Origin of the sequence: Pseudosporangium ferrugineum, assembly GCF_003002065.1 — a bacterium.
Lineage (GTDB): Bacteria > Actinomycetota > Actinomycetes > Mycobacteriales > Micromonosporaceae > Actinoplanes > Actinoplanes ferrugineus_A.
Genome location: NZ_PVZG01000034.1, coordinates 1 through 13,714, shown reverse-complemented (window position 1 = coordinate 13,714; position 13,714 = coordinate 1). Strand labels below are relative to the sequence as shown.

12 protein-coding genes and 1 pseudogene are annotated in these 13,714 nt (G+C 70.9%); 2 read left to right on the top strand and 11 right to left on the bottom strand.

The features are described 5' to 3' along the window. Positions 1–6: 6 nt before the first annotated feature. Entirely contained in the window at positions 7–573 is a 567-nt protein-coding gene (locus CLV70_RS36115) for an HD domain-containing protein (protein ID WP_106131118.1), read from the top strand. Positions 574–582: 9 nt separating this feature from the next. Here the strand turns inward: CLV70_RS36115 and CLV70_RS36110 are convergent, their stop codons facing one another. The 6 genes from CLV70_RS36110 to CLV70_RS36085 all read right to left on the bottom strand — a co-directional run bounded on the left by CLV70_RS36110 (position 583) and on the right by CLV70_RS36085 (position 8,484). Next, entirely contained in the window at positions 583–1,332 is a 750-nt protein-coding gene (locus CLV70_RS36110; RefSeq protein WP_106131117.1) for a gamma-glutamyl-gamma-aminobutyrate hydrolase family protein, read from the bottom strand. 220 nt (positions 1,333–1,552) lie between these two features. Beyond that, positions 1,553–2,302, bottom strand: coding sequence for a gamma-glutamyl-gamma-aminobutyrate hydrolase family protein (locus CLV70_RS36105; protein WP_106131116.1), 750 nt, complete (start codon positions 2,300–2,302; stop codon positions 1,553–1,555). Positions 2,303–2,967: 665 nt separating this feature from the next. Next, the gene (locus CLV70_RS36100; RefSeq protein WP_106131115.1) at positions 2,968–3,732 is read right to left on the bottom strand and encodes a 3-oxoacyl-ACP reductase; all 765 of its coding nucleotides are present in this window, start codon (positions 3,730–3,732) and stop codon (positions 2,968–2,970) included. Positions 3,733–3,742: 10 nt separating this feature from the next. Further along, positions 3,743–5,104 carry an aldehyde dehydrogenase family protein gene (locus CLV70_RS36095; protein WP_106131146.1) on the bottom strand — a complete coding sequence of 454 codons (1,362 nt, stop codon included), beginning with the start codon at positions 5,102–5,104 and terminating at the stop codon, positions 3,743–3,745. 360 nt (positions 5,105–5,464) lie between these two features. After that, positions 5,465–6,811 (bottom strand): glutamine synthetase family protein, encoded by a 1,347-nt coding sequence (locus CLV70_RS36090; RefSeq protein ID WP_106131114.1) that lies wholly within the window; start codon positions 6,809–6,811, stop codon positions 5,465–5,467. A 143-nt stretch (positions 6,812–6,954) separates the two neighbouring features. After that, a complete protein-coding gene (locus tag CLV70_RS36085) occupies positions 6,955–8,484 on the bottom strand; it encodes an amino acid permease (protein WP_106131113.1) in 1,530 nt (509 codons plus the stop codon). Positions 8,485–9,470: 986 nt separating this feature from the next. On the opposite strand from CLV70_RS36085, the gene CLV70_RS36080 reads away from it, so the two are divergent. Further along, positions 9,471–9,869, top strand: a complete 399-nt coding sequence (locus CLV70_RS36080) for a helix-turn-helix domain-containing protein (RefSeq protein WP_106131112.1) — start codon at positions 9,471–9,473, stop codon at positions 9,867–9,869. 297 nt (positions 9,870–10,166) lie between these two features. Here the strand turns inward: CLV70_RS36080 and lgt are convergent. The 5 genes and pseudogenes from lgt to CLV70_RS40615 all read right to left on the bottom strand — a co-directional run. Continuing rightward, positions 10,167–10,964, bottom strand: a pseudogene (gene lgt / locus CLV70_RS36075) (prolipoprotein diacylglyceryl transferase); the annotation flags it as partial. 2 nt (positions 10,965–10,966) lie between these two features. Continuing rightward, positions 10,967–11,443: a MarR family winged helix-turn-helix transcriptional regulator gene (locus tag CLV70_RS36070; protein WP_245908721.1), complete on the bottom strand. Its 477-nt coding sequence runs from the start codon at positions 11,441–11,443 to the stop codon at positions 10,967–10,969. Between the two features lie 388 nt (positions 11,444–11,831). Beyond that, the gene (locus tag CLV70_RS36065) at positions 11,832–12,257 is read right to left on the bottom strand and encodes a carboxymuconolactone decarboxylase family protein (RefSeq protein ID WP_211304027.1); all 426 of its coding nucleotides are present in this window, start codon (positions 12,255–12,257) and stop codon (positions 11,832–11,834) included. A gap of 238 nt (positions 12,258–12,495) precedes the next feature. Then, a complete protein-coding gene (locus CLV70_RS36055) occupies positions 12,496–13,359 on the bottom strand; it encodes an MBL fold metallo-hydrolase (RefSeq protein ID WP_106131111.1) in 864 nt (287 codons plus the stop codon). A 47-nt stretch (positions 13,360–13,406) separates the two neighbouring features. Beyond that, positions 13,407–13,714: hypothetical protein (locus tag CLV70_RS40615; RefSeq protein WP_211304026.1), on the bottom strand; the 308-nt coding region annotated here is incomplete at its 5' end.

Below are 13,714 nucleotides of genomic sequence, written 5' to 3'. Positions count from 1 at the left end.
GCCCGCGTGACAACTCGGGGCCTCGACCGTGCACTGACCGAGTCCGCGCTGCTCCCGCTGCCGGCGGCGGCCGCGGAGCTCCTCGTCGCGCTGGGCGCGCCGCCCCGGCTCGGCGCCCATCTGCGGGCGGTCCACGACGTGGCCTGGTCGCTCACCGACCGCCTCGGACGCCTCCGGCCCGAGCTGCGGTTCGACACCACGGCGGTGCTCTTCGGCGCCGCGACCCACGACATCGGCAAGATCGAGCACGCCGAGGAGCTCTCCGGGCCCGGTCACCGGCACGAGGCCGCGGGACGCGACCTGCTCCTCCGGTACGGCGTACCGATCGACCTGGCCCGTTTCGCGGGCACCCACGGCTCCTGGACCGCGCCGGAGGCCGGCCTGGACGACCTGCTGGTCAGCCTGGCTGACAAGATCTGGAAGGGCGCCCGGGTGGTCCCGCTCGAGGAGCGGGTCGCGGAGCACCTCGGCGGCGCGCCGTGGGAGGCGTTCCTGGTGCTCGACGACGTGCTCCAGGAGCTGGCGGGCGGGGCGGACGAGCGGCTGGCCTTCCAGGCCTCCTTCCCCCTCTGACAGCCCCGGTCAGGCCGCCAGGCCGGTGCGGGAAAGGCCGGAGCGGTGGGCCGCCGCCTCCGCCAGGGCCGCGAAGACCCGCAGGTCGCTCGTGCGTTCCGGATGCCACTGGACGCCCAGCGCGAACGTCCGGTCCCGCCCCTCGATGATCTCCACGATCCGGTCGTCGGGGCACCACCCGCTGACCGTGAACCGGCCCGGGTCGTCGACCGCCTGGTGGTGGAACGAGTTCACCGTGACCCGCCCGCCCAGCATCCCCATCGCCCGCGAACCCCGCTGCAGGACGACGTCGTGCCGCCCGAACGAGGACGAGTCCGCGGCGAGCGGGTCGGTGCCGGCCGCCGCCCGGTGCCGGTCGTGGCCGACGATGTCCGGCAGGTGCTGGTGCAGCGATCCCCCGGTCGCCACTGCCATGAGCTGCATGCCCCGGCACACCCCGAGCACCGGCAGGCCGGCGTCGAGCGCGGCCCGCATCAGCATGAGCTCGGACAGATCGCGTACGGGATCCGCATCGGTCTCCGGATGCGGCTCGGCGCCCCAGTGCGCCGGATCGATGTCCCCGCCGCCGGCGAAGACGATCCCGTCGAGCGACTCGAGCACGTCGGTGCCGGGGTCGTCGGGAGTGATCAGAACCGCGCGCCCACCCGTGGCGTGCACCGCCTTGACGTAGGACATCGGCAGCATTCCGGCCATGACGTCGTTGCCGTTGTACTTCACCTGCTCGGCGTACGAGGTCAATCCGATCAAGGGCCTGCGCATTGGTGCGATCCTCTCGGTCTCCAGATCTTGGCAATCGGCCGGCGAATGGGCAGCCTTAGCCGGATTCCCGGCGGGTGGGAAAGGGAAGCCCGGCATCTTCGGCGTCACCGCCCTCTGCCAGGCGGTTCGCTTCGTCGCTACGGTCGACGTCAGCGTCGGCGTCGCGGCGCTCGCTCCATTCCCACACTATCGCCGACTTTCTATTCCGGCATTCCGGCGTTCACCCCATCGGGTCACCCGCCGCCTCACTCTTCGCCTTGTGTGCCGTCTTGTCCGTCGCTTTGCGAGCCGAGGCCGCGGCGGTCAGGGCACCGAACAAACGCTTGTCCCGTACGACTTCCGGATGCCATTGCACGCCGAGCACGAAGGAGCGCGCCGGATCCTCGACCGCCTCGACCGCCCCGTCTTCGGCCAGCCCGGTCACCCTCAGCGAACCGGCGTCGGCCACCCCCTGATGGTGATAGCACTGCACGACCCGGTCGTCGCCCATGAGCGCGGCCACCCGGCTTCCCGGGGCGAAGATCGCCTCCTGCCGGCCGTACACGGCGGGCGCGGGCCGGTGCCCCTCATGCCCGAGCACATCGGGCAGATGCTGGTGCAGCGACCCACCGGCGGCGACCGCGAGCAACTGCATCCCCCGGCACACCCCGAGCACGGGAAGATCGGCCTCGAGGGCGGCCCGCGCGAGCAGCACCTCGGCGGAATCCCGCTCCGGACGGGTGACGGTCAGCGGCCCGGGCTCGGCACCGTACAACTCGGGATCGAGGTCCGCGCCGCCGCTGAGCACCAGCCCGTCGAGCACCCCGATCACGTCGGCATCGAGATCGTCGGGCGGGAGCAGCACGGCCCGCCCCCCGGCGCCGGTCACGGCGGCCACGTAGTCGTGCGGCACCAGCGCGGTGGCCAGATCGTGCCAGACTCCCCAGGTGGCGGGCTCCACATAGGTGGTGATACCGATGACGGGACGCATCACCCCAACCTAACCAGCCCATGTTTCGGATCAAGTCGGCCGACCGGCCCATCCCCCGTCCCCGCAGCGTCCAGCCCACCGCCCGACGCCCGGCCCGCGGACCCGCCGCCCGGCGCACCGGCGCGCGGCCTGCCGCCCGACACACCCGCCCGCGGCCCGCCGCCCGACACACCCGCCCGCGGCCCGCCGCCCAACACACCCGCCCGCCGCCCAGCACACCGGCTCGCGGCCCGCCGCCCAGCACACCGGCTCGTGGCCCGCCGCCCGACACACCGCCCGCGGTCCGCCCCGGATCTCCCAGCGCTGCATCCGCCCGCGGCGACGGCACGGCCGGCTCTCCGTACCGAAAGCGACGCCGGGCGGCCCCGCCCGCCCGCCGGCCGGAACGGGCCGGCCCGGACGGAGGAGTGCCGGACGAGCGCGCGGCGCCTGCCTCGAAAGGCCGGCGCCGCGCTCGGGCCCGTGCGACCCACCGGCGCAGCGATCGAAGCGTGCACCGGCGGGGTTTCGACCCCTGCGACCCGCGTGAGCTGGTCGTGAACGCTCGGTGCCCGCCGGTTCGTGTCGCTAAACAATCTGTTGCGGATCCGGCGTGCCAGGTTCACCCCGCTCGGGCTCTGACTCCTCGATATGCCGATCAAGGCGCCTGATGCGTCGACCGAGAGTCACAAAGGCGTCACATAGGCGCCGGTGATCCCTCCGTCCACGACGAACTGTGCGGCCGTCATGAACGACGCGTCGTCGCTGGCGAGGAACGCGACCGCCGCCGCGATCTCCTCCGGCTCCGCGAACCGTCCCATCGGTACGTGCACCAGCCGCCGGGCCGCCCGCTCGGGGTCCTTGGCGAACAGGTCCATGAGCAGCGGCGTCGCCACCGGCCCGGGGCAGAGCGCGTTGATGCGGATGCCCTCCCGGGCGAACTGCACGCCCAGCTCGCGCGTCATCGCCAGCACACCGCCCTTGCTGGCCGTGTACGCGATCTGCGAAGTGGCCGCCCCGAGCAGCGCCACGAACGACGCGGTGTTGATGATCGAGCCCTTGCCCTGCCGCTGCATGTGCGGGATGGCGTACTTGCAGCAGAAGAAGACGCTCGTGGTGTTGACCTTGAGCACCCGCTCCCACGCGTCCAGGCCGGTCACCAGGATGGAGTCGTCGTCCGGCGGCGAGATGCCCGCGTTGTTGAAGGCGATGTCGACCCGGCCGTGCCGTTTCACCACCCCGTCGAAGAGCTCGCGCACCGAAGCCTCGTCGCTGACGTCGCACGCGACGAACTCGCCGCCCACCTCGTCGGCGACGGCCTTGCCCGCATCCGCGGAGATGTCGACGCAGACCACCTTGGCGCCCTCGGCGGCGAACCGCCGGGCGGTGGCCAGCCCGATGCCGCTGCCGGCCCCGGTGATGACCGCTACCCGATCCTGCAAACGTTCCACTGCCGACCTCTCAGCTGTCCGTAGCGATGAAGACGTTCTTGACGTCGGTGAAGCTGAGCAGCGCGTCGGGCCCCAGCTCGCGGCCCAGCCCGGACTGCTTCATCCCCCCGAACGGCGTCCAGTAGCGCACCGAGGAGTGCGAGTTGACGCTGAGGTTGCCGGTCTCCACGGCCCGCGCCATCCGCAGCGCCCGGCCGAGGTCACGGGTCCAGATCGAGCCGGAGAGGCCGTACTCGGTGTCGTTGGCCAGGGCGATCGCCTCGGCCTCGTCACGGAACGGCAACACCGACACCACCGGCCCGAAGACCTCCTCGCGCCAGTGCCGGTCGCCGGGCGAACCGGCCAGCAGCACCGTAGGCGGGAACCACCAGCCGTCGCCCTCCGGCGCCACACCGGCGAACGCGACCTGCGCGTCCGAGGTGTAGGACGCCACCTTCTCCCGGTGCGAAGCCGAGATCAGCGGTCCCATCTCGGCGGTGTCGAGGCCGGGGTCCTGCACCCGGAACGCCTTGACGGCGGGTTCCAGCAGCGCGAGGAACCGCTCGTACACGGAATCCTGGACGAGCAACCGGGACCGCGCGCAGCAGTCCTGGCCCGCGTTGTCGAAGACGCCGCCCGGCGCGGCCGCGGCGGCCTGTTCCAGGTCGGCGTCGGCGAAGACGATGTTGGCGCTCTTGCCGCCCAGCTCGAGCGTCACCCGCTTCACCTGGTCGGCGCAGCCCGCCATGATCGACTTCCCCACCGGCGTCGAGCCGGTGAAGCACACCTTGCGTACGGCCGGATGCGTGACGAACCGCTGCCCGATGACGCTGCCCTTGCCCGGCAGCACCGTGAACACGTGCTCCGGCAGCCCCGCCTCCAGCGCCAGCTCCCCCAGCCGGATCGCGGTGAGCGGGGTCAGCTCGGCCGGCTTGAGCACCACGGTGTTGCCCGCGGCCAGCGCGGGAGCGAACCCCCAGCCGGCGATCGGCATCGGGAAATTCCAGGGCACGATGATCCCGACGACCCCGAGCGGCTCGTGGAACGTCACGTCCAGCCCGCCCGGCACCGGTATCTGCCGCCCGGCCAGCCGCTCCGGCGCCCCCGCGTAGTAGTCGAGCACGTCCCGGACGTTGCCCGCCTCCCAGCGCGCATTCCCGATCGTGTGCCCGGCATTGCTCACCTCGAGCCGGGCCAGCTCCTCCCGATGCTCATCCACAACGGCCGCGAACCGCCGCAACAACCGCGCCCGATCCCCCGGCCCCACCCCCCGCCACGACTCGAACGCCCGCTGCGCCCCCTCGATAGCCGCATCCGTCTCCGCCACCCCATACGCAGGCACGGCCCCCACCACACCCCCCGTAGCAGGGTTGACCACCTCAGTCCTGTCCACACCCACCTCCCCGCCGATGATCACACGCCCCCACCGAATCCCCACCCCGCCGAACCAAAACCCCACCCATCTCCCCGCCCCACCACAACCCCAGCCATCCCCCCACCACAACCCCAGCCATCTCCCCGCCCCACCCACTCACCCTTCTTCCCACCCCACCCACTCACCCGTCTCCCCACCCAGCCGCCACCGCGCCCACACGCCCAGCCACCACCGCCCTAACCGCAACCAAAGTCGCACTGCGCCCGCCGATGACGAGGCCGCCAAAACAGACAAGGCGCCCTCTGCCGTGGTCTGTTTTGGCGGCCTCGTCATCGGCTCCCAGGGGCGCAGTGCCCGCCGAGCAAAGCGAGGCCATATTCACAGCCGCTCGAAGCCCCGACGCAGCTCCCAGTCCGTCACGGCCGCGTCGAAGGCGGTCAGCTCCACCCGCGCCATGTTCGCGTAGTGGGCCACCACGTCCTCCCCGAACGCCGCCGCCGCGACCGGCCCCCGCTCCCACAACCCGAGCGCGCCCCGCAGCGTCGTCGGCACCCGCGCCGCCTCGGCGTCCCCGTACGCGTTGCCGCGGAACTCGTCCTCCAGCGGCAACTCGTTCTCGATCCCGTGCAGCGCCCCGGCGACCAGCGCGGCGATGGCCAGGTACGGGTTCACGTCCCCGCCCGGCACCCGGTTCTCCACCCGCATGCCCTGCCCGTGCCCGGCGATGCGCAGCGCGCAGGTGCGGTTGTCGACGCCCCAGCGCAGCGCCGTCGGCGCGAAGGACCCGTGCTGATAGCGCTTGTACGAGTTGATGTTGGGCGCGAACAGCAGGCTGAACTCGCGCATGGTGGCGAGCAGGCCGGCGAGCACCCGCCGGCCGATCTCCGACAGGTGTGCGGGCCCGTCGCCGAGCATCGCCGAGCGCCCGTCCTCGCCGCGCAGCGAGAAGTGGATGTGGCAGGAGTTGCCCTCGCGCTCGTTCGGCTTGGCCATGAACGTCAGCGCCATGCCCTCCAGCGCGGCGATCTCCTTGGCGCCGTTCTTGTAGATCACGTGGTTGTCGGCGCACGCGAGCGCTTCGGCGTACCGGAAAGCGATCTCGTGTTGTCCGAAGTTGCACTCGCCCTTGGCACTCTCGGGGACCAGGCCCGCGCCGGCCATGTCGTTGCGGATGCGCCGCAGCAGCGGCTCGACCCGCGCGGTGCCGAGCAGCGAATAGTCCACATTGTACTGGTTCGCGGGGATCAGGTCGCGGTAGTTCTTGCTGAAGGCCTGCTCATAGGTGTCGCGATAAAGGACAAATTCCAATTCCGTCCCCGCGTACGCCGTGAGCCCGTGCGCCGCCAGCCGGTCGAGCTGGCGCCGGAGGATCTGCCGGGGTGACGCGTACACGGGCTCCCCGCCGGTGGTCTCGAGATCGGCGAGGACCATCGCGGTGCCGGGCTGCCACGGCACCGGCCGCAACGTACTGAAGTCGGGTTTCATGACGAAGTCGCCGTAGCCGCTGTCCCATGACGACATCGCGTACCCGTCGACGGTGTTCATGTCGACGTCGACCGCGAGCAGGTAGTTGCAGCCCTCGCTGCCGCCGCCGACCACCTCCTCCATGAAGTAGCGGCCGTGCAGCCGTTTGCCCTGCAGCCGACCCTGCATGTCGGTCAGGGCCAGTAGCACGGTGTCGATGCTGCCGTTGTCGACGGCGACGTCGAGCTCCTCGAGATCCATGAGTGCAGTCCTATCGCATGGGGCCGACAAAAACGCGGGGGCCGGGCGAAATGCCCGGCCCCCGCGGGGCGATCACCGAACTTCGTCCACCTGACCTCGGGCCCGGCGGCGGGCACCGCCGGTCCCGTCACGTCCCGAAACGATCACTCCGGCGGGGTGGGCATGGTCTGCTCGCCGTGGGCGGCCTTCTCGATGAGGTTCTGCTTCGGCCCGGTGAACCACTTCCGCGCGCCGGCGAACCACCAGACGGTGGCCGCGCCGACCACGACGAGCACCGCGAAGATCGTGTAGTTGAAGTTCTTCGCCGTGATCGGACTGGCCGTGGGCAGCACGAACAGCACGCAGATGACCACGACCCAGACGATCGCGATCCAGCCGACCGGGGCGCTCCACCGGCCCAGGTTCCACGGCCCCGGCTGGAAGTCGGGGCTCAGCCGGCGCAGGAGCACCGGTCCGACGTACGCGATGTAGAGGCCGATGACCGCGATCGACGTCGCCGCGAGGTAGGCGGTGGTGTTCCACAGCGACGGCAGCACCAGCAGCGTGCTGATGGTCACACACAGCCAGATCGAGTTCGTCGGCGTACCCGTGCGAGGGTTGACCTGTTTCCACAGCCGCGACCCCGGCAGCGCGCCGTCGCGGGCGAAGGCGTAGGCCATCCGGGAGTTGGCGGTGACCGAGGCCATGCCGCAGAACCACTGCGCGACCATGCAGATGAACAGCAGGAACGTGCCCGTGTCGTGGCCGACGGCGTCGATGAAGATCTGCGCCGGCGGCAACCCCAGCTCGGTGCCCAGCTGCGCGTCGTAGTCCTGGATCGCCCAGGTTATCGCGAACAGCAGGATGAAACCGGCGATCACGGAGACCACCACGGACATCACGATGCCGCGCGGCGCCGCCCGCGCCGCGTCGTGGGTCTCCTCCGCGACGTGGGCCGAGGCGTCATATCCCGTGTACGTGTACTGCGCCATCAACAGGCCGACGAGGACCGCGTAGGCACCCGCACCGGTGAAGGTGAAGCCCGTCTCGTTGCGGACCTCGAAGAACACCTCCGAGATCGGCTTGTGGCTGTCGGGGATGACGGCGAGCAGGGTCACGATGACCGCGACGCCGACCAGGTGCCACCACGCGCTGACGTCGGAGAGCAGCCGCACGAGGCTCACGCCGAACGTGTTCAGCAGGCCGTGCACGACGATGATGACCAGGAAGATGAGGAACGTCCGCGTCGCCGTGACCTTCATGTCGAAGGTCAGGCTGAGGAACGCGGAGGTCGTGATCGCGGCGCCGAAGTCGATGGCGGCGGTGACCGCCACCTCGCCGAGGAAGTTGAACCACCCCACGAACCACGCCCACGCCGCCTTGTTGCGTTTGGCGAGCGCGGCGGCCCACCAGTAGAGGGCGCCGGCGGTCGGATAGGCGGAACACACCTCCGCCATCGCCAGCGCCACGAAGGTCACCATGATGCCGACGAAGAGCCACCCGAGGGTGATGGCGATCGGCCCGCCGGCGGTCATGGCGATTCCGTACGAGGTGATCGCGCCGGCCAGAATCGAAATGATCGAGAAGGAGACCGCGAAGTTGGAGAAGCCGGACAGTCGGCGGTGCAATTCCTGCTGGTAGCCGAGCTGGGCAAGCCGTTCTTCGTCGGTGCTGGGGACAGGGTCTGCGCTCATGCATGCTCCCTGGTGCCGGGTGGCGACTGTGACCTGGGCCACCGTCGTTCCGTGATGATCTCCCCACGGTGTTACAGCCGTCAATGAGGCGCGTTAATTGCGTTGCCCGGCCCCGATCCGAGCCCGCACACTCGTACGCATGTCAGGGCAAACATCAGCGTGGTCCCCACGCACAGCCCTGCCGGTGTTCTGACGCCGCATCCGGCGCGCGAGCCCTCGGCAGGCATCGCGAACACCCGGGAGCATTCCGCAGAAGGCTCCCACCCCGCGGCGGCGCGGGGCGCGGTCACCTCTCTCTCGACACAGCTCCAAGCTGTGCCACGCGCCCGCCCCGCGCCGCCGCCCTTCTACCCCCACACCCTCCCGGTCCCGCAGACCCTCCCCGTCCCGCAGGCCCTCCCCGTCCCGCATGCCGCACCGGCCGCCCGCACCGTTCCCGCCACGCCCCGGCCCCGGTCCCGGACGCCCCGCCGACTACCCCGCCACGCCCCGGCCCCGGTCCCGGACGCCCCGCCGACTACCCCGCCACACCCCCAGCCTTCCGCGCCGCGCCCCCTCCCCGCCGTGCCGCTCTCCGCGCCGTGCCGCTCTCCCCGCCGTGCCGCCCTCCCGTGCGCCTCACCGACCCGGACCTTGCCGTACCGAGTCCACCCGTCCGGGTGACGCCGAGAAAATCTACAGCGGCGAGTCTAGAAATTGCGGCTTGATCGGCCTAATATCGGGGAGGTCGGTGACGCACAACCGACACGCAACTGGCACAGACGCTGAGTTGGTTAAGGAGGACGAGATACCGCAGCAACGCGTAATCACCACGTCCCCGAATCGACAAGAGGTGATCGCCACCGATGCCCATCACTCAGGCGACCCGCTAGCGGCACGCAGGCGGATCGGCCTAGCCGACGACGGTCGGCAGCAGAACTGAAAAGCCAGGGCCCCGGTAACCCGCCGGGGCCCTGGACTGCGTGCAGCCCCTCCCGGAAGGCACGATGAACAGCGCATTCGACGACGCCGACTTCCCGGCGTACACCATGGGCCGCGCAGCCGAGATGATCGGCGTGACCCCCGCGTTCCTCCGCAGCCTCGGCACGGCCGGCCTGATCGAACCGGAACGCAGCCACGGCGGCCACCGCCGCTACTCCCGCCACCAGCTCCAACTCGCCGTCCGCGTCCGTCAACTCCTCGACGAGGGCATCCTCCTGACGGCCGCCTGCCGCATCGTCAGCCTCGAGGACCGCCTGGCCGCCGCCCACCGCCGCATCCTCGAACTCGGCGGCACCCTCACCCCCGACGAGGACGCCGACGTACCGACGGGAACCCACCCGGACATCGCCACCACCAAGTACTACCCGGCCCCCCGCCCGGACCACTCCGCCTCAGCCCCGTAACAAACCCCGCCACCTCAGCCCGCAGGCCACCCCACCCCGCCACGCCGACGTCACTCGGCCTCCACCCCGCCGTCACCACCATCGCCGCGCCCGCCCTCAACCCCCGCGAGCCTCAGCACCGCCAGCCTCAGCACCGCCGGCCCCCGCACCGCCGGCCCCCGCAGCTCCGGCGCCCGCACCGCCGGCTCTCACTCGCTCAGCCCGCGCTCCGTCCACCACCGAGCTCGGCGCTTCCGCGTACCGATGACGTGATCGCGTTTCCCCCGCCTCGACCGACCCGGTCAGCGGCCCGGCGTCTCGCACCCTGATGAAATAGATCGCCGCGACCAGGAACCCCAGCACGGACGTGAACACGTTGAGCCGGATTCCCAGCACGGTGTTCGCCTCGTCGATGCGCAGCAGCTCGATCCAGAATCGGCCGGCGGTGTAACCCATCACGTACAGGGCGAAGGCCCGGCCGCGCCCGAACCCCAGACGACGGTCGAGCCGCCAGACCAGCAGGGCGACCCCGAGGTTCCACAGCGCCTCGTACGCGAAGGCCGGGTGGTACAAACCCGGCAGCAACCGTCCGGTGCGGAGGTCATGGATCTCGAGCCCCCAGGGCAGCGTCGTCAGCTTGCCGTAGACCTCGTTGTTGAACCAGTTGCCGAGCCGCCCGATCGCCTGCGCGACCGGCAGCCCCGGCGCGAGGGCGTCCGCGATGACGCCCAACGGGATTCCGCTGCGCCGGGCCGCGATCCAGGCACCGAAGGCCCCGCCGGCCACGGCACCCCAGACGCTCAGGCCGCCCTCCCAGATGGCGAAGGCCCGCAGCGGATCGCCGCCCTCCCCGAAGTACCCCTGCGGCGAGGTGACCAGGTGGTAGAGCCGCGCGCCGACGATCCCGGACGGCACCGCCCACGCCGCGATGTCCACCGACGAGCCGGCGGCAACGCCCCGCGCCCGCAGTCGCCTCTCCATGATGAGGGCGGCCACGACGATGCCCGCGAGAATGCACAGCGCATAGGCCCTGATGGGCACCGGCCCGAGGTGCCACACGGAGCTGGTGGGGCTCGGAATCGCCGCCAGCACCAGCCCGGCCGGGTCGTCGTCCACGCTCACAGGCAGGACCCCGGATCCTCGCTGTCCCCGATGATCGAGAACAACATGCGCCGAAGCGACAGGACCTGGTCCGCGCCGAATCCACCCAGCACTGAAGCTTCCACGGCCGCACAGTCGTCGGACACCTTTTCGCGTACGGCCGAACCCGCGTCGGTGATCACCGGAATGCGCACCCGGCGGTCGTTCGGGGCGTGGTGCCGCTCGATGAGCCCCCGCCGTTCGAGCCGGTCGAGCTGGCTCATGAGGGTGGTCTTGTCGAGGCCCAGGCTCCTGCCGAGCTCGTTCTGGGTGAGTCCGGGCATCTTGTCGAGCGAACTGAGCACGATGTAGTCCCGCATCGTCAGCCCATGCTTCTCGGCCTGAGCCCCGGTAACGGCCCGCATATGCTGCGCCGCCCGGTGCAGCAACCACGTGATCTCGGAGTCGACCGACGGCCGGGGCCCGAGCTCATCATCCCGCTCCGGCCCCGTCATCGCCGACCCCCGACGACCACGCCCGTCGCCCCGCGAACCCGGCCCCGACTGCAGCGAAAGAAAAGTAGCAACACGTCGAAACCCTACAATCAATGTCCGACCCAAGACCTTCTCATCCCGTACGGACCCCAAGCGCGTCCCGATGTCAACGGGCGGCCCGGGGCGACACCCCGCCACAGCGTCGACCAGCGCCCGGAAGTAGCCGCATCACGCGCCCCACCGGGCCCCGCCCTGTGCACCACCTCGGCCACGCCTGCCACCCACCCAACGCCGGGCCCGTCCCTCTCCACCCTCGGCCACGCCTGCCACACACCCAACGCCGTCCCGCCCTCTCCACAACCTCGGCCAGGCGAGCCCGCTCCGTCACATCGGACGGGCCGGTCGACGCTTAATTCGCCGCCGAGCCGGTGGAACTCCCCACGTCCAGACCCGCCGTGCGCCGAACCGCCTCCATCGCCAGCGACGTGTACGGCTGCCCGAGGTAGGCGCTGAGCAGAATCATCAGAGCGGTCAGCCCTTCCTCATCGATCCCGGTGCGCCGCGCGAGGGCGAGATAGGTGGACAGCCGCCCGTCGGTAACGTTCAGCGCGACAAGGGCGCTGATGACGGCGATGCTCCGCTCCCGATCGGTCAGGGCGGGGCTCTGCCACCCCGGCCCGCCCGCCGCCTCATAGGCCTCCCGAGTGAACGCGGCGCCGGCGTGCTCAGTCATGATCCGCTCCACCTCGGCCGCGTCCACCCCGAAATTGCGGGCGTATACCTCACGTCCAGCCGCAGCGCGGGTGCTCATCTCGTACCCGGAAAAGGTCTTCATGGTTCTCCTCATCGATCGGTGTAGCGGCACCACCGCATAGGGCCACCATCAACCGCGCACCCCGCCCCGGCCCGCCGCCCTCCCCGCCCCGGCCCGCCGCCCGCCGCCCTCCGCGTGCCGCGCGCCCCGCCCCTCCGCGTGCTGCCGGCCCGCGGCCCGCGCTGCGCCATGGTCGGGTTCACTGGCGTCGGCACGTGCGGATCGAGGCCGGCGTCACCGTCGGTCCCGGCGGCGGTTGTCAGCGAAGGCGGCCGGCGGCATGGGACGACAGCAGCGGGATGCCCTCGTAGGAGCCGAGGTCGTGGGCGGGGACGATCTGCATCAGCCCGTCGAGCGCGATCATCCGCAGCAGACTCTGCCGCAGTTGCCCGCGATCGCTGTCGGCCAGCTTGCTCAGCATCCACGGCCGCTCGACCCGGTCCCGGATGCCGTCGATCTGCCAGGTCAGGTCCCCGATGAAGGCGTAGCGCAGCCCGCTGGGCAGCACGACGAACACGATCACCGAACCCGTCGTGTGGCCACCGGCGAGAGCAATGACCACAGAACCGTCCCCGTGTACGTCGTAGCTCCGCGCGAAGTCGAGGTAGGGCCGGTCGGCGAACCCGTACTCGTGGATCGCGTGCCCCTGCGACACGTGGCGATAGACCTTGCCGTCGGGATCGGTGGCCGCGTAGGCCCGCTCCCCGGCGTTCATCCACACCGGCGTCCCGTGCAGGCCGTCGAGCCCACTGGCGTGGTCCCAATGAGAGTGGGTCAGGACCACGCCGAGCAGCTTGTTCCGGTCGTACCCCGCAACGTCGAGTTGCTGGCTGACCGTCGGCCGCACCCGGTACGGAGCGCGCACGAACCGGGGCAGCATCGCAATGTGCTCGGCGACCCCGGCACCGAAACCCGCGTCGATGAGCAGGTCCCCCGCCGGGTGGCTGATCAGCACAGCCGAGGCGGCGAACTGGCGCTTGTCCCGCCAGGCCCCACCTTTGACGGCGAACGCAGCCCGCGTCTCGTAGGTGCCGGTAGGCAGGTGATACATGGCCATCTCCGCAGGAGGACGGGCATCCGGCAGTGCCCGGGACCAGGACGGCGGCTTGATCAGCGGTGACATGACCAAATGCTATGAGCCGAGATTGTCTGAGTCAAGACGTTCTCCCTTCAGAAGAGTTTTCCCAGAGTCGAACCGACAGCAGAAGACGTGAACGGCCCCACCAAATCGGCGCAGGACTCCCGGCCGCCGGGGTGCTCATACAGCGACCCCAGTCCGCGGATGCAGCGCGCGCCCTCAGCGCCGCAGACCCGGCCGCACGACAGGCTCAAGACCGGCCGCGCCCCCGACCCGGCCGCCCCACAGACCCGGCTGCCCCGCAAACCCAGCCACGCCCGCAGACCCAGCCACGCCCGCAGACCCAGCCACGCCCGCAGACCCAGCCACGCCCGCAGACCCAGCCACGCCCGCAGACCCA